21 protein-coding genes and 1 tRNA gene are annotated in these 20526 nt (G+C 68.2%); 21 read left to right on the top strand and 1 reads right to left on the bottom strand.

The genetic code is table 11. From position 1 onward, the window contains the following. The 16 genes from MSB02_RS03875 (at position 1) to MSB02_RS03800 (ending at position 14153) form a co-directional block, all read left to right on the top strand. Positions 1 to 76, top strand: a tRNA-Thr gene (locus MSB02_RS03875). A gap of 146 nt (positions 77 to 222) precedes the next feature. Further along, a complete protein-coding gene (locus tag MSB02_RS03870) occupies positions 223 to 2298 on the top strand; it encodes a cell wall-binding repeat-containing protein (protein ID WP_267193887.1) in 2076 nt (691 codons plus the stop codon). 169 nt (positions 2299 to 2467) lie between these two features. Further along, positions 2468 to 2839, top strand: coding sequence for an NADH-quinone oxidoreductase subunit A (locus tag MSB02_RS03865; protein WP_267193886.1), 372 nt, complete (start codon positions 2468 to 2470; stop codon positions 2837 to 2839). Further along, complete coding sequence (locus MSB02_RS03860; protein ID WP_267193885.1) at positions 2830 to 3327, top strand: NADH-quinone oxidoreductase subunit B; 498 nt, start codon at positions 2830 to 2832, stop codon at positions 3325 to 3327. The genes MSB02_RS03865 and MSB02_RS03860 overlap by 10 nt, the downstream gene beginning before the upstream one ends. Then, positions 3308 to 3760 carry an NADH-quinone oxidoreductase subunit C gene (locus MSB02_RS03855; RefSeq protein WP_267193884.1) on the top strand — a complete coding sequence of 151 codons (453 nt, stop codon included), beginning with the start codon at positions 3308 to 3310 and terminating at the stop codon, positions 3758 to 3760. The genes MSB02_RS03860 and MSB02_RS03855 overlap by 20 nt, the downstream gene beginning before the upstream one ends. Then, a complete protein-coding gene (locus MSB02_RS03850) occupies positions 3757 to 4962 on the top strand; it encodes an NADH-quinone oxidoreductase subunit D (RefSeq protein ID WP_267193883.1) in 1206 nt (401 codons plus the stop codon). The genes MSB02_RS03855 and MSB02_RS03850 overlap by 4 nt, the downstream gene beginning before the upstream one ends. After that, positions 4959 to 5993 carry an NADH-quinone oxidoreductase subunit NuoH gene (gene nuoH, locus MSB02_RS03845; RefSeq protein WP_267193882.1) on the top strand — a complete coding sequence of 345 codons (1035 nt, stop codon included), beginning with the start codon at positions 4959 to 4961 and terminating at the stop codon, positions 5991 to 5993. Before MSB02_RS03850 ends, nuoH begins: the two co-directional genes overlap by 4 nt. A gap of 2 nt (positions 5994 to 5995) precedes the next feature. After that, on the top strand, positions 5996 to 6481 hold the full coding sequence (locus MSB02_RS03840; protein ID WP_267193881.1) for a 4Fe-4S dicluster domain-containing protein: 486 nt from the start codon (positions 5996 to 5998) through the stop codon (positions 6479 to 6481). Further along, a complete protein-coding gene (locus MSB02_RS03835; protein WP_267193880.1) occupies positions 6478 to 6978 on the top strand; it encodes an NADH-quinone oxidoreductase subunit J family protein in 501 nt (166 codons plus the stop codon). The genes MSB02_RS03840 and MSB02_RS03835 overlap by 4 nt, the downstream gene beginning before the upstream one ends. Further along, positions 6975 to 7286: an NADH-quinone oxidoreductase subunit NuoK gene (gene nuoK, locus MSB02_RS03830; RefSeq protein ID WP_267193879.1), complete on the top strand. Its 312-nt coding sequence runs from the start codon at positions 6975 to 6977 to the stop codon at positions 7284 to 7286. Before MSB02_RS03835 ends, nuoK begins: the two co-directional genes overlap by 4 nt. A gap of 2 nt (positions 7287 to 7288) precedes the next feature. Further along, positions 7289 to 9190 (top strand): NADH-quinone oxidoreductase subunit L, encoded by a 1902-nt coding sequence (nuoL, locus tag MSB02_RS03825; RefSeq protein WP_267193878.1) that lies wholly within the window; start codon positions 7289 to 7291, stop codon positions 9188 to 9190. Positions 9191 to 9193: 3 nt separating this feature from the next. Further along, positions 9194 to 10657: a complex I subunit 4 family protein gene (locus tag MSB02_RS03820; RefSeq protein WP_267193877.1), complete on the top strand. Its 1464-nt coding sequence runs from the start codon at positions 9194 to 9196 to the stop codon at positions 10655 to 10657. Between the two features lies 1 nt (position 10658). Further along, a complete protein-coding gene (locus tag MSB02_RS03815) occupies positions 10659 to 12026 on the top strand; it encodes an NADH-quinone oxidoreductase subunit N (protein WP_267193876.1) in 1368 nt (455 codons plus the stop codon). 48 nt (positions 12027 to 12074) lie between these two features. Further along, positions 12075 to 13274 (top strand): S1C family serine protease, encoded by a 1200-nt coding sequence (locus MSB02_RS03810; RefSeq protein WP_267193875.1) that lies wholly within the window; start codon positions 12075 to 12077, stop codon positions 13272 to 13274. Further along, positions 13274 to 13738, top strand: a complete 465-nt coding sequence (locus MSB02_RS03805; protein ID WP_267193874.1) for a 23S rRNA (pseudouridine(1915)-N(3))-methyltransferase RlmH — start codon at positions 13274 to 13276, stop codon at positions 13736 to 13738. Before MSB02_RS03810 ends, MSB02_RS03805 begins: the two co-directional genes overlap by 1 nt. Before the next feature lie 4 nt (positions 13739 to 13742). Next, positions 13743 to 14153 (top strand): hypothetical protein, encoded by a 411-nt coding sequence (locus MSB02_RS03800; RefSeq protein ID WP_267193873.1) that lies wholly within the window; start codon positions 13743 to 13745, stop codon positions 14151 to 14153. 45 nt (positions 14154 to 14198) lie between these two features. Here MSB02_RS03800 and MSB02_RS03795 read toward each other — a convergent pair whose 3' ends face one another. Further along, entirely contained in the window at positions 14199 to 14432 is a 234-nt protein-coding gene (locus MSB02_RS03795; protein ID WP_267193872.1) for a hypothetical protein, read from the bottom strand. Between the two features lie 105 nt (positions 14433 to 14537). On the opposite strand from MSB02_RS03795, the gene argS reads away from it, so the two are divergent. From argS to thrB, 5 genes are all read left to right on the top strand, one after another. Next, positions 14538 to 16268 (top strand): arginine--tRNA ligase, encoded by a 1731-nt coding sequence (argS, locus tag MSB02_RS03790; protein ID WP_267193871.1) that lies wholly within the window; start codon positions 14538 to 14540, stop codon positions 16266 to 16268. Positions 16269 to 16349: 81 nt separating this feature from the next. Further along, positions 16350 to 17711: a diaminopimelate decarboxylase gene (gene lysA, locus MSB02_RS03785; protein WP_267193870.1), complete on the top strand. Its 1362-nt coding sequence runs from the start codon at positions 16350 to 16352 to the stop codon at positions 17709 to 17711. A gap of 39 nt (positions 17712 to 17750) precedes the next feature. Continuing rightward, positions 17751 to 18179, top strand: coding sequence for a YbaN family protein (locus MSB02_RS03780; protein WP_267193869.1), 429 nt, complete (start codon positions 17751 to 17753; stop codon positions 18177 to 18179). 90 nt (positions 18180 to 18269) lie between these two features. Continuing rightward, entirely contained in the window at positions 18270 to 19556 is a 1287-nt protein-coding gene (locus MSB02_RS03775) for a homoserine dehydrogenase (protein WP_267193868.1), read from the top strand. Positions 19557 to 19559: 3 nt separating this feature from the next. Continuing rightward, entirely contained in the window at positions 19560 to 20465 is a 906-nt protein-coding gene (thrB, locus tag MSB02_RS03770) for a homoserine kinase (protein ID WP_267193867.1), read from the top strand. Positions 20466 to 20526: the final 61 nt, after the last annotated feature.

Raw genomic sequence — 20526 nt, 5'->3', positions numbered from 1 at the left:
GCCGACGTAGCTCAGCTGGTAGAGCAGCGCACTCGTAATGCGCAGGTCAGCGGTTCGAATCCGCTCGTCGGCTCCACAGAAGACCGGCCCGCGGGAGGTTCGCCTCCCGCGGGTCTTCGTTTTCCTGCCCGTGCTCCGACCGTCTGTCGGATGGGTGCCCCCTGGGTCCCGCGGGCGGCACTATCCTTGCTACCCTTGTCGGCGATGACCCCCGGGAGGTCCATGATCTCGCACAGCCGACCCATCCTCGGTCCGCGCCGTCTGCGTCTGGCGGCACTTGCGGTCACCGTTGCATCGCTTTTCGCACCCGCAGCCCTCGCGCCGGCGGCGCACGCCGCCGTCTGGTCCGTTGACACGTACGCGCGCACGGAGGCGGATCTGCGGACCCGTTGGGAGGCGCTCGCGCCGACGTACGAGGGGACGCCGTACGTGCGGGTCCCGTCTATAGTGGCGCCGTACGCGCCCGGCGAGACCACGCAGGCGTTCGTGGAAGACGGGCTCGGGATCATCAACTACGGGCGCTACCTCGCCGGGTTGCCCTCGGATGTGGTGGCCGACCCGACGTTCAACCTCGACGGGCAGTACGGCGCCGTGCTGCTGGCCACCTGCACGTCCCTCACGCACTATCCGGCCCAGCCGGACGATATGGGCGACGAGTTCTACGAGCGCGGCTATCAGGCCACCTCCAAGAGCAACATCGGGCTGGGCTACCCGGACGCCGAGAGTTTCGAGCGTGCGTGCCTCGACGACTCCAGCTCGAGCAACATCCCCGCGCTCGGCCACCGGCGGTGGTTGCTCAACCCGTCGATGATGCGTACCGGCATCGGTTTCGCGGGTGACGGCTACACCACCAGGATCACCACATACGCCACGGACCGCTCCCGGGCTGACGACGTCTCCTACGACTTCATCGCCTGGCCGTCCCCCGGCATCTTTCCGGTGGAGTTCGCCGAGGGGATCCGCTCGTCTGGCGTCACGCCGTGGTCTATCACGCTCAACCCCGATCGGTACGACTGGACCGACAAGAACGGGGACGGGCTCGCGTACGTCGTGACGCTGAGGCGCGTCTCGGACGGGCGCACCTGGACGTTCGATGCGTCCGACACCGACATATGGGGCGAGTTCTTCACCACAGACTTCAGCTACTACGGTGACGCGCGCAACGCGTTCATCTTCCGCCCCGACCCCGACGACCTGTGCGAGTTCCAGGCGGGGGAGCAGTATGACGTCCGCCTCTCCGGCGACATCTACGCCGAGGGGACAAGCGCCGCCGTGGATGTGGTCTTCCGCACGAGTTTCGGCGCGTTGACCGGTCCGGCTACGACGTTCGCGGCGCCGGTGGTCCCACCTGGCGACACGCTTGCCGGCCCGATCTCCACGCGGTATGCGGGAGACGACCGCTATGAGACTGCGGCGGAGGCGGCGATCGACTCGTTCTCGGATGGCGCGTCGACCGCCGTGATCGCGTGCGGGGGCTCGTTCGCGGATGCGCTTGCCGCCGCGCCGCTCGCCGGCGCCGTGGACGGACCCATCCTGCTCGCGGGCACCGATGTGCTGCCCGGTGCGACTTCCGCCGCGCTGCGAACGCTCGGCGTGAAGAAGGTGTACGTGGTGGGAGGCCGGAGCGTCGTCTCGGATGCCGTGCTCGAGCGGCTGTGTGGTTCGGGCATCGTCGCCGAGCGGATCGCCGGACGGGACCGCTACGCCACCGCGCGCGCCGTGGCCGAGAAAGCCGTCAGCCTGGGCGCCGTCACGGGCCAGGCGTTCCTGGTGCGAGGGGATGACTTCGCCGACGCGCTCGCGGTCTCATCGATCGCGGCCAAGGAGAAAGTACCCGTCCTTCTCACGCCATCGGACGCTCTGAGCGCGGAGACCAGGACGTTTCTCGTGAACGCAGGCACCCGGGACGTGTACATCGCCGGCGGTACGGCTGCGGTGGGAGCCGCGGTGCAGGCGACGGTTGACGCGCTCCCGGGCGTCACCGTGGTCCGATGGGCGGGGAGCGATCGGTACTCGACCGGCGTGACCGTCGTGATCCGTTCCATGGAGGTGTGGGATATCCCGATGGCCGACATCGGTCTCGCCTCGGGCGCCGGCTACGCCGATGCGCTGGCGGGTGGCGCTGTCATGGCCCACCGCGGCGGACCGCTCCTGCTCACGGCACCGAGCGCTCTCTCGGCTCCTGTTGCCGGGCTGATCGCGGCAAACGGCGAGACAGTGCGGCAGGTCGAGTACTTCGGCGGTACGAGCGCGCTCTCGGCTGCCATTCCCGCTACGGTGAGCGCCCTCGTACCCTAGCGTCAAACGCCTCACACACGCCTCTTGCGCGAGAATGTAACTCGTGTTACTTTGTCGCGACGCGCCCCTGACGGGATGTATGCTCTGCCCGTTGAGAGGGCGCCGCTGTATCCACGGGCCACCTGCCACCTCAGGGTGCCGGGTGTGAGAGCGGGAAGGAGGCGGGACGTTGACGGGTGCCACCGGGCTGGATCATCTGGCGGTGGGTGTGTTCCTCTTGTTCGGCGTCGCCTTCGTCGTGCTCGTCGTATGGGTCTCGAACCTGCTCTCGCCAAAGGGAGCAGATGCGCCAGACCGCCTCGAGCCCTATGAGTGCGGCTCCGAGCCGGTGGGTCCATCGTGGGTGCAGTTCCGTGTGGGCTACTACGTCTACGCGCTCCTCTTCGTGGTCTTCGACATCGAGACCGTCTTCCTGTACCCGTGGGCCGTTGCCTACGGCCAGCTCCCGCTCTTCATCCTTGTGGAGATGGTCGTCTTCATCGCGATTCTCGCTGCCGGGTTGGCCTACGCCTGGAAGGAGGGCGCGCTCAGATGGCGCTAGACCGTCTCACGGGCGAGAACTCCTTGCTGTTCATCAAGAGCGAGCAGCTCTTCGACCTCGCGCGCACCAACAGCCTCTGGTACATCTCCTTCGGCATCGCGTGCTGCGCGATCGAAGGACTCATGAGCGCCTCGGGCCCGCGGTTCGATTTCGACCGCTCGGGCGTGTTCTTCCGCAACTCGCCGCGTCAGGCCGACGTGATGATCGTGGCCGGCACCGTGAACGTGAAGATGGCCGAAACAGTCCGCCGCCTGTACGAACAGATGCCCGAGCCGAAGTGGGTCGTGGCGATGGGGGCGTGCGCGTCCACCGGCGGCCCCTTCCGCGAGTACCCCAACGTGGTGATGGGCGTGGACAAGGTTCTCCCGGTGGATGTCTACATCCCCGGATGCCCACCGCGCCCGGAGTCGGTGCAGTACGCCTTCATCGAACTGCGCAAGAAGATCAGAGCGAAGACGGAGGAGCGCAATGCGGCCCGGCATCGATGACATCCGGACGCTTGTCGCGGCGGCCGGTGTGGCGGTCGAGGCGGAGGACGCCGCTCTCGGCGTCGTGGCCCGCGTGGCGGCTCACGATGCGATCGATGCGCTCTCGGCGTTCAGCGCGGGCGGCTACGAGTCGCTCGTCGACTTCGACGGTATCGACACCGGTGAGGCGATCGAACTCACGTGGCGATTGCGGTCCTACTCGATGGACTGCGAGGCGTACCTCAAGACCACCGTCGCGTATGACGCGGAGATCCACTCCGCCTGGAACGTCTACCCCTCGGCGTTGATGCCCGAGCGGGAGACCGCCGAGCTTCTCGGCCTCCGTCTCGCGGGGCATCCTAACCCCAAGCGGCTCTTCACCACCGACGGTATCCCTCCATTGCTGCGCAAGGACGTTGCCATCCGCAGCGAGGAGGAGGTGAAGAACCGGTGAGCGACGCGCGCGACGACATCGTGACCGTCGGCCTTCTTGCCGAGGGCACGCACGATCCCGGAACGCCACCGGCGGGTATCCGACGGGCGCCCACCGGCGTCGACGACCTCGCCACCGAGCACCTGATCGTCAACATGGGCCCCCAGCATCCCTCCACCCACGGCGTGCTGCGCCTGCTCGTGGAGCTCGACGGTGAGGAGATCAAGAACGCCGAGGTCACGCTCGGCTATCTGCATCGCGGGATCGAGAAGCTCGCCGAGCACCGCCGGTTCGACGCCATCGGCACCCTCATGGATCGCGGCGACTACGTGTCGGGCATCATGGGTGAGACCGCCGTGGCGCTCGCCGTGGAGCAGCTGATGGAGATAGAGGTGCCACGCCGCGCGCGGTGGATACGCGTGATGATGGCCGAGATCAACCGCATCGCCACCCACCTGCTCTGGTACGGCACGATGGGGCTCGATACCGGCGCCATGGGGCCGTTCCTGTATGCGATGCGCGACCGCGAGTCGCTCCTCGACATCCTGGAGGCGGTGAGCGGCGCCCGCATGATGTTCAACTACGTGCGCCCCGGCGGCGTGGTGGCCGACCTCCCCGTGGGCATCGACACGAAGATCCGCGAGTTCTGCGACGCGTTCGACACGTACGTCGAGGAGCACGACGCCATCCTCTCGGGCAACGAGATCTTCCAGGCCCGCCTCAATGGCATCGGCGTCATCGACGCCGAGAAGGCGTTCGCCTTCGGCCTCACGGGCCCCAACCTTCGCGCCGCTGGCGTGGACTTCGATCTGCGGAAGCGGCGCCCCTACGACGCCTACGACGAGATGGACTTCGATGTCCCGCTCGGCACCACGGGTGACGCGATGGACCGGTTCTCCGTACGGATGGAGGAGATGCGGCAGTCCAACCGCATCATCCGCCAGTGCATCGAGGGCATGCCCGAGGGCGAGCACACCGCCAAGGTGCCCAAGGTCCTGCGACCGCCTGCGGGAGAGGTGTACGCGTCGGTGGAGTCGGCACGAGGCGAGGTGGGGGTCCATCTCGTCACCGATGGCGGCATGTCACCGTACCGCATGCACTACCATGGCCCGTCGCTTTACGCGCTCCAGGCGCTCGAGGACATCATCCCGGGTCATCTGATCGCCGATGGCTGCGTGATGATCGGCTCCACCGACATCATGCTCGGGGAGGTGGATCGATGAGTCCCGCCCTCGAGGTCGTCGTCAAGCTCGTGTCGATCATCGGCCTGATGCTCACCAACGGCGTGTTCATGATCTACCTGCTGCGCAAGGTGCTCGGACACCTGCACATCCGCCTCGGCCCGATGCACGTGGGGCCGCACGGCATCCTGCAGACGATGAACGACGTGATCAAGCTCCTCACCAAGGAGGACCTCACGCCGCGGCTGGCCGACAAGGCGCTCTTCTACCTGGCGCCGATGATCGTGTTCGTGCCGTCGTTCATGGCGTACCTCGCGCTGCCGTTCTCCGACACGCTGAAGGCCACCTCGCTTGAGACCGGACTGCTCTTCACGCTTGCGGCGCTCTCGGTGGTGCCCATCGGCATCCTGCTGGCCGGCTGGTCGTCGGGCAACAAGTGGGGTCTGTTGGGCGGTATGCGCTCGGCGGCGATGCAGATCGCCTACGAGGTGCCGCTGCTGCTCTCGGTCCTCCCGGTGGTGATGCTCGCGGGCACCACAGACCTTGGCAGGATCGTGGAGGCGCAGGCGGGCCTTCACCTCGGGTTCATCCCCGCATGGTTCATCGCCAACCCGTTGCTGTGGCCGTCGTTCGTGATCTTCGTCATCGCGTCGCTCATCGAGGTCAACCAGACGCCGTTCGATATGTCCGAGGCCGAGTCGGAGCTCGTGGCCGGCTTCGGCGCCGACTACACGGCGATGAAGTTCGGTCTGATCTACCTCTCCGAGTTCTCCAACACCTTCATCGTCTCGGCGATCGGCGTGACGCTCTTCTTCGGCGGCTGGCTGGTGCCGTGGATACCGATGGCCTGGTACGACGCGGTGCCCGTGCTCGCTCCCACGGTGTTCATCCTCAAGACCTATCTCGGGATCGTGTTCATGTGGTGGATCCGCGGCACATACCCGCGCGTGCGGATCGACCAGCTCATGGACCTCGGCTGGAAGCGGTTGATCCCCGCCGCGCTGGTGATGATCGTGCTCACCGGCGTGGTGGACAAGCTCATCGTGCCGCTTGTGACCGGGACGGTGGGGTAGGCATGTGGGGCAAAGGACTCATAAACGGCCTGCGGCTGAGCCTCAAGAACGCGATGCGCGGTCCCATCACGGTGCAGTACCCCTACGAGAAGCTCGAGATCCCCGAGCGCTCTCGCTGGGCGGTGCGGCCCAAGTTCTTCGACGACGGCTCTCCCAAGTGCACCGCGTGCATGACGTGCGTGCGCGTGTGTCCCGACCACATCCTCTCCCTTGACGTGGAGACGCGCGAGGACAAGACCAAGCACATCGAGGCCTTCGGGTACGAGGTGGGCGCGTGCATGATGTGCGGCCTGTGCGTGGAGGCGTGCCCGTTCGACGCGATCCTGATGAGCCACGAGTACGAGCTTGCCGTGACGGATCCGGCGGCTCTCTCGGAGAACCTGCTTGAGAACACCGATGCCGCCACCAGCGCCCGCCACAAGGCCGAGAAGGAGAAGCTGGCGGCGCACCCGGCCGACGAGCCCGCCGGGGGCGGTGAAGCCTCATGAGCGAGACGATCCCGGCGGTGGCCTTCTACCTGCTCGCGTTCGCGGCGCTCGGCGGCGCCGTCTCCATGATGGCCACGCGCAACGTGGTGCACGCCACCGTGTGGCTCCTCGAGGTGATGCTGGCGACCGCGGGGATCTACCTGCTCCTCGGCGCCGAGTTCCTGGCGCTGGTGCAGGTGCTGGTCTACGCAGGCGCCGTGGCGGTGCTCACGCTGTTCACGGTGATGCTCACACTGCGCCGTCGCGAGGATGCGGTACGCCCGTTCCCGCCGGCGTGGGGCTCGCTCGCGCTGGCCTCGCTGTTCACCGGCGCCGTCCTCCTGGCGATCAGGGCGTTCTGCGCCGTGGCGCCGGCGATGCCCGCGGAAGCGCCGGGGATCGAGGCGTTCGGTACCGAGATGTTCACCACCTGGATGGTGCCGTTCGAGATCGCCTCCCTCGTCCTGCTCGTCGCTCTCATCGGCGCCGTGTGGTGGACGGGAGGTGACGACCGGTGACGGTGGGTCTCCCGCAGCTGCTCGGTCTCGCCGCGATGCTCTTCGGCATCGGGCTCTACGGCGCGCTCTCGCGCAAGAACGCCGTGCACGTGATGATGTCGCTCGAACTCATGGCCAACGCCGTGAACATCAACCTCGTCGCGTTCTCGCGGTTCGTCACCCCCGAGGCGATGACCGGTCAGTTCTTCGCCGTCTTCTCGATGGTCGTATCCGCCGCCGAGATCGGGATCGGTCTCGCGCTTGTGCTCGCCATCTATCGCCGGAAGAAGAGCGTCGAGCTTGACGCCGTCCAGGAGTTGAAGGGGTGAGCATGGGCTACGTCGTCCTCATACCGCTCCTCCCGGCGCTTGCGTTCGCGATCCTCGCTCCGCTGTCCCGCCCGGCGCGTACGCGCGCGGTGCCGCTCGCGGTGGGCGCCGTGCTCGGGTCGCTTGCACTCTCCATCGCCGCGTTCCTGGCGGTCTGGCCGGGCGGCCACGCGGGAGAACCGGTGTGGCAGGGCGCGGTCACCATCGCGAACATCGGCGATCGTGCGTTCTCCCTCGGCCTCCAGCTTGAGCCCGTGTCGGCCGTCATGCTGCTCGTGGTGAGCCTCGTGGGCGCGGCCGTGCAGGTGTATTCGCTCGGCTACATGCATCGGGAGGAGCGGATCGGCTGGTACTACGCCGCGCTGTCGCTCTTCACCGCCGCCATGCTGGCGCTCGTGCTCTCGGACAACTTCCTTGGGCTCTTCATGGCCTGGGAGGTCATGGGGTTGTGCTCGTACCTGCTCATCGGCTTCTGGCACGAGCAGGAGCCGCCGAGGCTCGCGAGCATCAAGGCGTTCCTCACCACCAAGGTGGGCGACCTCGGGTTCATGCTTGCGCTCGCCGTCATCTACGCCGAGGTGGGAGCGTTCGACTTCCATGCGGTGCTCGGTCACGAGTGGACGGCGGCATCGGCCACGCCGGTGGCGCTGCTGCTGCTCTTCGGCGCGATGGGCAAGAGCGCGCAGTTCCCGCTGCACGTCTGGCTGCCCGACGCCATGGCCGGCCCTACGCCGGCCTCCGCGCTCATCCACGCGGCCACGATGGTGGCGGCGGGTGTGTTCCTGGTGGTCCGCGCGTTCCCGATCTTCGAGGCGAGCGGCGTGGCGCTCACGGTCACCCTGTGGGTGGGGTTGGTCACCGCGCTCCTGGCGGGGCTGCTCGCGATGGTGCAGCACGACATCAAGAAGGTGCTCGCGTACTCCACGATCTCGCAGCTCGGGTTCATGTTCATCGCGCTTGGCGCCGGCGGTTCCACCGCAGCCCTGTACCATCTCGTGACCCACGCGTATTTCAAGAGCCTGCTCTTCCTCGGCGCAGGGGTGATCATCCATGCGGCGCACACGCAGGACATGCGGGAGATGGGCGGGCTGGCAGGTAAGCTGCCGGTCACGTCGCTCGCGTTCGCGTCGGGCTCGCTGGCGCTCGCGGGCATCGTGCCGTTCTCGGGGTTCTGGTCGAAAGACGAGATCCTCACCGTGCTGCTGCACGAGCATCAGTACGTGGCCTTCGGCATCGCGCTTCTCGCCGCGCTGGTCACCGCGTTCTACGTGTCACGGCTGTGGTTCCGGGTGTTCACGGCTCCGCCGCAGCAGGCCGAGCTGCATGAGGGGCACCGTTCGATGCTTGCCCCCATGGTGGTGCTCGCGTCGGTCACCGCGGTCCTCGGCTTCTTCGGGCCAACGCTCGGCGGGTTCCTGGGTCACGAGATCCCGTGGCCGCAGCTGGCGACCGCGGCGATCTCCATCGTGGCAGCCGGCGCGGGTGTGGCGCTCGGCTGGTGGGTGTACGGCCGGCGGACCTCGGTGGTCAACACCCAGGCGATCAAGCAGCGGTTCCCGCACGCGTACGGCGTGCTGGCCAACAAGTACTACTTCGACCTCACCTACGGGTACTTCGTGGTGGGCGGCTACGACGCCCTCACCCGGGCGCTCGCGGTCTTCGACGAGCGCGTCGTGGACGGGGTCGTCAACGGCGCGGCCGCCGCGTGGCGGCGCCTGGCGGGCGGCGGCTGGACGTTCGACCAGCGCGTGGTCGACGGCGCCGTCAACGGCACGGCCGCTGTCGTGAAGGCCGCCGGGGCCCGTGTACGCACGCTCCAGACCGGCAGTGTGCGCGGTTATCAGACGCTCGTCGCCGGGGCCGTGGTGCTCCTGGTGATCTGGATCTTCGTGAAAGGGGTCTGACGCGTGGACTTCCCACTGCTCACGCTCATCGTCTTCCTGCCGCTTCTGGGCGCGGCCGCGGTCGCGCTGCTCGGCAACGCGCGCGCATCCGCCGGCCGCGCGGTCGCGGCAGTCGTCGCGGCCGTGGACCTGGGGCTCGTCGCGTGGCTCACGGCGCGGTTCGACGTCGCCGCCGGGATGCAGTTCACGGAGATTGCCGAGTGGGTCCCGCAGGCCGGCATCACGTACCACCTCGCGGTGGACGGCATGTCGCTCGCGATGGTGGCGCTCTCGGCGCTGCTCACGCTGCTCGCGATCGTCGCCTCGTGGAAGACCGACAGGAACCCGGCGCTCTGGTTCTCGATGCTGCTCCTGCTCGAGGTGGGGATGAACGGCGTGTTCCTCGCGATGGACTTCGTGCTCTTCTACGTCTTCTGGGAGCTCGTCCTCGTGCCGATGTACTTCCTCATCGCCACATGGGGTGGGCCGCGCCGTCAGTACGCGGCCGTGAAGTTCTTCCTGTACACGCTCTTCGGCAGCGTCTTCATGCTCGTGGGCATCATCGCGCTCTATCTCCAGACCGGTACGTTCGGCATCCTGGAGATGGCGGGCGCCGGGCTCGATCCGTCGTTCCAGTGGTGGGTGTTCGCAGCGTTCTTCCTGGGCTTCGCCGTGAAGGTGCCGGTCTTCCCGCTCCACACGTGGCTCCCCGACGCGCACGTCGAGGCGCCCACCGCCGCCTCGGTGTTGCTCGCCGGCGTGCTGCTCAAGATGGGCTCGTACGGCTTCCTGCGCATCTCGCTGCCGATCCTTCCGGATGCCGCCGCCGAGTGGAGCACCTTCATCGCGGCGCTTGCGGCCGTCTCGATCGTCTACGGCGCGGCGGTCGCCTTCGCGCAGACCGACATGAAGAAGCTCGTCGCCTACTCGTCCGTGTCGCACATGGGCTTCGTCATGCTCGGTATCGCGTCGATGACCCCCGAGGGACTCAACGGCGCCGTTGCCGTCATGTTCAGCCACGGTGTGGTCACCGGCATGCTCTTCTTCCTGGTGGGCATGGTCTACGACCGCACGCACACCCGCATGATCGCCGAGGTCTCCGGCCTCTCTTCCAAGGTGCCCGTCGCGGCCGGACTGATGGCGTTCGCCTCGTTCGCTTCGCTCGGGCTCCCGGGCCTCTCCGGGTTCGTCGGCGAGTTCCTGAGCCTCGTGGGCGCGTGGGGCTCGGAGATCCCTGCCGGATGGGTGATCGTCTCGGCGGTGGGTGTCCTCCTCGCGGCCGCGTACATGCTGTGGCTCGTGCAGCGGGTCGTTCTCGGAACGCCCAGCGACGCCGTCGCCCGCATCGACGACCTCGGCGCGCGTGAGATCGCTGTGCTCGTGCCGCTGGTGGCGCTCACGCTGATCGTGGGCGTCTACTGGGACTCGCTGTTGCGCTTCACCGATCCCGCGGTGCGCGCCATCCTCGTGACGATGGGCGGCGCATAGCATGTCCGAGTTCCTGCTGCTCGCTCCCGAGATCATCGTGCTGGCCGGCGCCCTGTTCGCGCTGTTCGCCGACAGGGTGACGCACCGGCCGAGTGCCCCGGCCCACATCGGGGCGCCGCTTGCGGTCGTGGCCGCGGCCGTCGCTCTGGTGATCGGCACGAGGGGCGGCATACTCGGCGGGATGATCGCGCTCGACAGCGTCTCGCTCTTCTCGCGCGTTGCGATCGCGCTGCTGCTCGCCGTGTGGCTGCGATGGGTGTCCGGCAGAGGCACAGGGGCGGAGCGTCCGGCCGAGGCGGTCGCCTTTGCGATGCTGTCGGCCGTAGGCGGCATGCTGATGGTCTCGGCGAGGGACCTGATCGTATTCTACATCTCGCTCGAGCTCTCCACGATGCCCGCGTACATCCTCATGGGCTACCGCCGTGCTGACGCGCGGGGGCTGGAGGGCGCCCTCAAGTACTTCCTGCTCTCGATGCTCACGAGCCTTGTGATGCTGTACGGCCTGTCCTTCGCATACGGCATCTCCGGCTCAACGTCCTACGCCGACCTGGGGCGGCTCGACGGCGGCGTGCTCGGCCAGCTGGCCGTGGCGTTCGTGCTCGTGGGGCTGTTCGCCAAGCTCTCGGCCGCACCGTTCCATTACTGGACGCCCGACGCCTACGCCGGCGCTCCCGCATCGTCGGTGGCATACGTCTCAACGGTCCCCAAGGTGGCCGGGACCGTGGCGCTCGTGCAGCTCGTCGCCGCCTTCGGCGCCAACGGCGCCACGGTCACGGGCGTGCTCGTGGCCGGCTCGCTGCTCTCGATGGCGATCGGGAACCTGGCGGCCTACCCGCAGACCGACCTGCGTCGCCTCATGGCCTACTCCGGTGTCGCGCACAGCGGGTACATCCTGCTCGCCGTCGCGGCTGGCGGAGCCGGCGGACACGCCGCGGTCTTCTACGCCGTGGCGTACGCGGTCCCGTCGATGGCGCTGATGCTGCTCGGAGCCGAGGAGGGTACCGCGCTCGACGACCTGGGCGGCCTGGCAGCCAGGCGTCCGGCGATCGCGTGGGCGGCCGTTGCGTGGCTGCTGTCGCTCGTGGGCATCCCGCCCATGGTCGGCTTCTTCGGTAAGCTGTCGATGTTCACCGCTGCGGTCGAAGGCGGCTTGCTCTGGCTTGTGCTCGTTGCGGTGGCGATGAGCGTGGTCTCGGCCGGATACTACTTCCGTGTGCTGCGGGCCTTGTTCTTCGGTGAGCGCCTGGATGCCGGCACGGTGGCGGGCAAGCCGGCCGTGGCGATCGCGTTCGGCGCGCTCACCGTGGCCACCCTTGCGCTCGGTGTGTTCGCATCCGGCGTGATGGACGTGTTCGGCCTGCGGTTCTAGGATCGCCGCCGACCGGGTATAGGACACCCGGAAGGGAAGTGATCAACCATGCATGAAACCCCTCCCGATCCCAGACCGGCACCCGCGGCGTCGGCACGTCGCAGTGGCGGCGGCTCGTGTCTTGCCGCACTCGCCGCCGGTGTGATCGGCGGTCTGATCGGCGCTGTCGTCACTGCGGCGGTGCTGGCGGTGATATGGCAGCCGTTCTCCGACACGGACGCGGATACCCCGGCAGGCACGGCGACACAGACGCCACAGCCGGGCGTCACCATCGACGTGCCCGACGCCGACCTGTCATACGCCGAGGCGGTCGCCGTGAAGGCGATGCCGTCGGTGGTGAGCGTGGCCATCGAGCAGTCCGTGTACGACCCGTTCACGGGTGGGACCACCACCCAGGTCGTCGGCAACGGGAGCGGTGTGATCATCCGCGCGGACGGCTATATCGTCACCAACGACCATGTCGTGGCGGGCGCCGACGCGATCAGCGTGACCATAGGGGTCGACACGCTTCCGGCAACGGTCGTGGGCCGCGATCCGTCCTCCGATCTCGCCGTTCTCAAGGTCGACCGCACCGGACTGCCGGCTATCGAGATCGGCTCCTCGGCCGACCTGCGTGTCGGTCAGCCGGTGGTGGCGATCGGCAGCCCCTTCGGACTCGATCAGTCGCTGACAACGGGTGTGGTGTCTGCACTCGGACGTACCAGCTACATGGAGAGCGCCGAGGCCCAGCTGACCGCGTACACCAGCCTCATCCAGACCGATGCGGCAATCAATCCCGGTAACTCGGGTGGTGCGCTCACCGATGCCGAGGGTCGCCTGATCGGGATCAACACCCTGATCCAGACGGGTTCGGAGTACGTGGCGCAGTCGGCGGGAGTGGGGTTCGCCATCCCCGTGGACTACGCGATCAGCGTGGCTGACGACCTGATCGAGACCGGAAGGGCGGAGCATCCTTATCTGGGTGTGTCGAGCATGACGATCAGCGAGCAGATCGCGGCGTGGTACGAGCTGCCTGTCGATGCCGGGGTGTTGGTCGACTCGGTGGCGCCGGGCTCGCCGGCCGAGCGGGCGGGCGTCCAGGCAGGCGACATCATCGTGCGGATCGGTGACGGCCAGGTCGCGAGCATGGAGGACATGTTCCTCGCGATCCGCTCCCACCAGATCGGCGATGACGTGACGGTGGGTATCGTTCGCGGCGAGGAGACGCTCACGCTCGACGTGACGCTCGGCTCGGACGGCGCGCGGTGATGCGTGTGGACCTGATCTGCGTGGGTCGGCTCAAAGAGCGTCACTGGCGGGATGCGGCGGACGAATACCTCAAGAGGCTCACGCCGTACGCGCGAGTGCGCGTCGTGGACATCGCGGATCGTGATGTGAGCGCCGATGAAGGCCGGGCGCTCGCCGCCGAGGCGGCCGACGTCCTGCGCGCCCTACCGGAAAGCGCTGTGGTCGTCGCGCTCGACGTGGACGGCACGGCGCGCTCCTCCGAGAGATTCGCCTCCTGGCTTGACGCCCGCGCCGTGAGCGGGCAGAGCCACGTCTCGTTCATCATCGGCGGCGCGGCCGGACTCCACGGCGACGTGTACGCGAAGGTCGACGAGCGGCTCTCGCTCGGCCCGATGACGCTTCCGCATCAGATGGCGCGCGTGGTGCTCCTCGAGCAGCTGTATCGCGCGTTCCGGATCAGCCGCGGCGAGCCGTACCACAGGTAGCGCCATGGGTCCCACGGTGCATCTCACCCTTACGCGGGCCTGGTGCCTAGAAGAGGGATACCCGCAGGATGAGGCCGAGGCGATCGCCGAGGCCGACTACTCGTTCGACGCGCGGTTCCCCGCTCGCGCCTCGCTGGCCAACATCACCCGCCATTTCGCCCCGACCGCCTGGCTGTGGTCGCGACGCTACCTCACGCTCGCCTGTCGCTTCCGCGACCTCGAGAGGCTCGGCTATGCGATCCACTGCGCGCAGGATGCCGTCTCACACGGCACACTCGGCGAGGGTCATCTGCTGGCGTACGCGGGACTGCGACGCGAGCCGGATTCGTGGGACGCGGCTCCCCGGGGCGTGAGGACGAGGATCGAGCGCGTCACGCGCTCGCGGCTGCGACGCTACCGCTCCGGTACGTGCTGAACACTGACAGGCGGGCCCGCGTGGCGCCCCGGCGGGCCCCGGGCGTCAGGCCACTTCGGTGACCGCTACCCCCACACCCCACTCGGCGGCAAGCGCATCGGCAAGCTCGCGCGCCTCGGTGAGCGTGCCGAACATGCCCGCCGGCTTGGTGGTGTCGTCCGCGAAGGCGAGCGCCACCCACCAGAGCTCCCGCCCGCCCGCGCTGCCGATGCGGTCGCAGCGCACGCGTACCACCTTCCTGCCGTCCGTAGGGATGTTGGAGCTGTCGAGGATGCCCATGTCTGATCTCCTTTGCCGGTTGCGTGTCTGCCTCGCATGAGTGGGGCGCCTCCACTCATAGTGTATCCTGATTGCCCGATACCCACAGATCCGGGAGCCGCTATCGTGCGTGATACCGTGAACGCCATCATCTCCGAGGCCGTTTCCGCTGCGATCGCCGACGGGCGTCTGCCGCTCGCCGAGCCGCCTGCCGTGCACGTCGAGCGCCCCCGTGACCCGTCCCACGGCGACTGGGCCACGAACGTCGCGCTTGTCTCGGCGAAGGCGGCGGGCATGTCGCCGCGCGAGATCGCCGAGGTCATCGCGGGCGAGCTGCGCGCACGGCTTGCGGGTGTGGCCGAAGCGGTCGAGATCGCCGGCCCCGGGTTCATCAACATCCGTCTCGCGCGCGACGTGGTGGCCGATGTGGTCACGCGTGTCCGCGAGGAGGGCGACGCGTTCGGGGCCGGAGAGGCGACGGGACGGCGCGTGCAGGTGGAGTTCGTCTCGGCCAATCCCGTGGGTCCGATGCACGTGGGCCATGGCCGGTGGGCCGCGCTTGGCGACAGCATCGCCCGCATCCTGGCGTTCGCGGGCGACGAGGTGCAGCGCGAGTTCTACGTGAATGACGCCGGCGTCCAGATGGACATCTTCGCCGTGAGCGTCTCCGCTCGCTATCTGGAACTGTGCGGCCGCCAGGTCGAGTTCCCCGAGGACGGGTACCGCGGAGCGTACATCGTCGAGATCGCGCGCGAGATCCTCGAGGCCGAGGGAGAGCGCTGGGCCGATGCGCCTGCCGTCGAGCGCGAGACGCACTTCAGGGAGCAGGCGTACACGGCCGTCCTCGCGCACCTCGAGCGGGTCCTGCACGGGATGGGCGTGGACTTCGACGTGTGGTTCTCGGAGCGCACCCTGCACGCATCCGGGGATGACGGCGTCAGCGCCATCGAGCGGGGGATCGGGCGGTTGCGCGAGGCGGGCTATCTGTACGAACAGGACGGCGCGCTCTGGTTCCGCTCAACGGACTTCGGCGACGACAAGGACCGTGTGCTCAAGAAGGCCGACGGATCCTACACCTACTTCGCCGCCGACATCGCTTATCACGCGGACAAATTCGACCGTGGCTTCGACCTCGTGATCGATATCTGGGGGGCCGACCACCACGGCTACGTGAAACGTATGGAGTCGGCGGTGGCCGCACTCGGCCGCCCGGGCAAGCTCGAGGTCATCATCGGGCAGCTGGTGAACCTCTTCCGCAACGGCGAGGTCGTGCGGATGAGCAAGCGCACCGGCGAGATGGTCACCTTCGAGGACCTGCTCGACGAGGTCGGCACCGACGCCGCTCGCTACTTCTTCCTGCGGCGCTCCACCGACCAGCCGGTGGACTTCGACATCGCGCTCGCCAAGGAGCGCTCCGCCGACAACCCCGTGTACTACGTGCAGTACGCGCACGCGCGGATCTGCAGCATCCTGCGCAAGGCATCAGGCGCCGACACCGCCGATGAGAGCGTGGATGTGGCGGCTGTGGCCGCCGGCATAGTGGCGGGCACGGATGAGCTCGCCCTGCTCGGCTCCGAGCCCGACACCCTCGCCGGTGACGCTGAGCTCGGGTTGCTCCGCAAACTGGCCGAGTTCCCGGAGATCGTCGCGCTTACGGCGCGCCAGCGAGCTCCGCACAAGCTCACCACCTACGCTGAAGACCTCGCGTCAGCGTTCCACCAGTTCTATACGCACTGCCAGGTCGTGGTCGACGACGCGCGGCTCAGGAGCGCCCGGCTGGCACTCGCCGACGCGTCGCGCATCGTGCTGGCCCGCGCCCTCGGCCTGCTCGGGGTGTCTGCTCCACAGCGCATGTAGCGACGGGTCGCTTCGCCTCCGTGTCCCGGGTCGTGTATCCTCTCCCGTACCTGATGACGCCCCAAGGGGAGGAACACCACCATGGCACGGCCTTCGACTCCTCGTCCGCCGGCACAGCCCGATCAGCGCACCGGACACGACCTGTTGCCCGTCCTTCCGATGACCGCCGAGATCAAGGACGGCCGTCTCTGGATCGGCGGTGTGGACACGGTGGAGCTGGCCCGCGAGGCCGGCACGGCGCTCTACGTGATGGACGAGACGACCATCCGTCACCAGCTCTCCGAGTACGTGAAGTGGACGCGCTACCACTGGAAGGACGTGGACGTCGTCTACGCGGGCAAGGCGTTCCTCTCGCTCGCCATGGTGCGGATCGTCGAGGAGGAGGACTGCTGCCTGCTCTGCGCGTCCGGCGGCGAACTCGCCTACGCCGTGCGTGCGGGCTTCCCGATGGAGCGCGTGCAGATGCACGGCAACAACAAGACGCCGGCCGAGCTCGCCGAGTGCCTCGATGCCGGCATCGGGCGCGTGGTGGTGGACAACTTCGAGGAGATGGAGCGTCTCTCGGCACTGGCTGCGGAGCGCGGCGTCACTCAGAAGGTGCTCGTGCGCGTGACGCCGGGTGTGGAGGCCGACACGCACGACTTCATCATGACCGGCGCCGAGGACTCCAAGTTCGGCTTCGGCCTGAACCAGGGCCTCGCGATGGAGGCCGTGAAGCGCGCCGTCGCGCTGCCGGGCCTTGAGTTCGATGGTCTGCACATGCACATCGGCAGCCAGATCTTCGCGCTCCACAGCTACGCCCGGGCGATCGAGGTGATGGTCGCCTTCATGCGGGAGATCGAGAGCGAGACGGGACACGCCGTACGTATGCTCGACGTGGGCGGAGGCCTCGGCGTGGCCTACGGCGCGCCGGACGAACCCTCCACGGTGAAGGACTTCGGCAAGGTCGTGGTCGACGGCATCAAGGAGGAGTGCGAGCGTCACGGCATCGCGGTCCCGCGTATGGCCGTGGAGCCCGGGCGTTCGATCGTTGCGCGCGCCGGCGTGACGCTCTACACCGTGGGCTCGGTCAAGGAGATCCCGGGCATCCGCACGTACGTGGCCGTCGACGGCGGCATGTCCGACAACATCCGCACCTCGCTCTACGACGCCCACTACGAGGCGCTCATCGCCAACAAGGCGGAACAGCCGCGCGAGATGGTGGGCACCATCGCGGGCAAGCACTGTGAGAGCGGAGACATCGTGGTACGCGACGCGCCGTTGCAGTGTCCCGAGCCGGGCGATGTGGTGTGCGTGGCCGCTACCGGCGCGTACTGCCAGTCGATGAGCAGCAACTACAACAAGCAGGTGCGCCCCGGCGTTGTGTTCGTGCGAGATGGACAGTGGCGCTGGGCCGTGCGCCGGGAGACGTACGAGGATCTTCTGCGGACCGACGAAGGCTGAGGGGCGCATCCGGGGCACCGGGTTTGCTGCGAAACGGGCATGAAGAGAGCGGTCAGATACATCTGTCTCGTCGTCGGCGCCGTGTCGCTGGTACTCGGCGTCATCGGCATGTTCCTGCCGATGTGGCCCACCACGCCGTTCCTGCTGCTCGCGGCGGCTTGCTTCGTGCGCAGCTCCGAGCGGCTGTACACGTGGCTCATCGAGCACGAGCGCCTCGGCTGCTACGTCCGCGACTACATGTCGGGCCGCGGGATACCGCGCAGGGCCAAGGTGGTGGCGCTCGGCACCATGTGGGTCACGTCGCAGGCGTCGTGGATGGTCATCATGGCTCACGTGGGCGTGAGGGGGTGGACCGTGGGGTACGCCGTCCTGCTCTTCGTGGTCGCCATCGCCGTGCACTACTACATCGGCTACCACATCCCCACACGCGAAGCCTGCTCTGAAGAGCTGCCGGAGGCAGAGGGCTGACGGCATCGCCGCGCCCCGGCCGTGACGGGGCGCCATCGGCGGGCGTCACTCGGCTACAATGACCGCATACTCGAGCGATGCGGAGGACTCATGCGCACCATCAACGTCGGCCTGATCGGCCTGGGGACTGTCGGCAGCGGCGTCGTGGAGATCTTCGAGCGCCACGCCGAGCAGTTCCGTTCGCGTACCGGCGTGGACATCGCGCTCGTGAAGTGCGCCGACCGCAACCCAGCGCGCGCCGCGGATCTCGGCCTGGCGCCGGAGCGCTTCACCATCGAGGCCGCGGACATCATCCGGGATCCGGACATCGACATCGTAGTGGAGCTCATCGGCGGTACGGGCGTGGCGCGCGAGGTCGTGCTCGACGCGCTCGGCGCCGGCAAGGCGGTGGTCACCGCGAACAAGGCGCTCATGGCCACGCACGGCCGTGAGGTGATGGACGCGGCCGCCGATCAGGGTGTCGACATCCTGTTCGAGGCGAGCGTGGGCGGCGGCATCCCCATCATCAACCCGCTCAAGCACAGCCTCGTGAGCAACGAGATCCAGGCGGTCTACGGCATCGTCAACGGCACCACCAACTACATGCTCACCCGCATGGCCGAGGATGGTCTCGACTACGCGAGCGCGCTGGCTGAAGCGCAGGAGCGCGGATTCGCCGAGGCGGACCCCACCGCCGACGTGGACGGTCTGGATGCGGCGGCCAAGATCGCCATCCTCGCGTCGATCGCCTTCAACTCTCGCGTCACCTTCGCCGATGTGCCCGCTGAGGGCATCCAGTCCATCACGCCGGGCGACATCGCGTACGCGCGCGAGACCGGCTACGAGATCAAGCTGGTGGCGGTCGCCAAGCGCGCCGCCACCGGAGTGGACGTGCGCGTCCAGCCCACGATGATCCGCGCGAGCCACCCGCTCGCCAACGTCAACGGCGTCTACAACGCGATCTACGTGATCGGGGACGCCGTGGGCGAGACGATGTTCTTCGGTGAAGGCGCGGGCTCGCTGCCCGCGGCCTCGGCAGTGGTGGGCGACATCATCGAGGCCGCACGGCACATCGAGCGCGGCTGCGCCGGGCTCGTGGGCTGCACGTGCAGCGAGAGCCTTCCCATCTGCGACATCGCCGACCTGGAGACCTCGTACTACATCCGCCTCACGGCGGCGGACGAGCCCGGCGTGCTTGCCGCCATAGCGGGGGTGTTCGCCACCAACGGCGTGTCGCTCGCCTCGGTCATCCAGCGCCAGACCGACGACAGCGGCGCGGAGATCGTGTGGATCACCCACCGGGCCGCCGAGCGGGACGTGCGGGCCGCGCTGGCCACGATCGACTCGCTTGAGGCCGCGCGCGGCATCGGAACGGTCCTCAGGGTCGAGGAGCTGTAACCGGTGGGCGTCCGCGTCGTGGTGCCGGCATCCTCGGCCAACATCGGTCCGGGCTACGACGCGTTCGGGCTCGCGCTCGGGATCCACAACGAGTTCGAGGGCGAGCTTGCCGCGGCGTGGGGTGTCGAGGTGAGCGGTGAGGGCGCGGGGAGTCTGAGCGCCGATGCCGATAACCACGTGTTGCGTGCCATGGCCCACCTCTTCGAGCGAACCGGACGGCCGGACCTCAGGGCCGAGGTCGTGTGCCACAACGGCATCCCGGTGGGTCGCGGTCTGGGCTCGTCCTCGTCGGCGATCGTGGGCGGCCTGGTCCTCGCCGATGCGCTGGCGGGCTCGCATCTCGACCGTCGCGCGATCTTCGAGATGGCGGCGGCCCTGGAGGGTCACGCAGACAACGTCGCCGCCGCTCTCTACGGAGGGTTCGTCATCACGTCCGATGGCCCGGCGTGCACGCACATCGATCCCGCGGGTGGGATCGCGGCGATCGTCGTTCTGGGCGAACGCGAGCTCTCCACCCACCAGGCGCGGTCGGTCCTGCCCGGGTTCGTCCCGCACAGCGACGCGGCCGCCAATGCGGCGCACGCGGCGCTGCTCGCGGTGGGCATCGCCACCGGCCAGCCGGGGTGCGTCGCCGCAGGCATGTTCGACGCGATCCACGAGCGCTACCGTGCGTTGCTCGTGCCCGACATGGTCACGGTCCGTGAGCTGTTCGAGGCCATCGGGGCCGGTCCCGCGGTGCTTTCCGGCGCCGGACCGAGCATGCTTGCGCTGGTGCAGGCCGAGAACGACGAGCGTGCTCTTGAGCGGGCGCGCCATCTTGCCGAGGTTGCCCGTACGGCGCTCGGTGAGGTCGGCAGAGGCCAGGTCATGGCGGTGCCCGTGGACCGCCACGGTGCGCGGATCGTCTGACGGCACTGATGCGCAGGCTTCGGGAATGGGAATGAACCAGACATCCCCGTGGTCCACTCGT

The sequence above is a fragment of the Anaerosoma tenue genome, assembly GCF_023161965.1.
Lineage (GTDB): Bacteria > Actinomycetota > Coriobacteriia > Anaerosomatales > Anaerosomataceae > Anaerosoma > Anaerosoma tenue.
The sequence above is the reverse complement of the archived record's forward strand: the minus strand, read 5'-3'. Positions and strand labels throughout refer to the sequence as shown.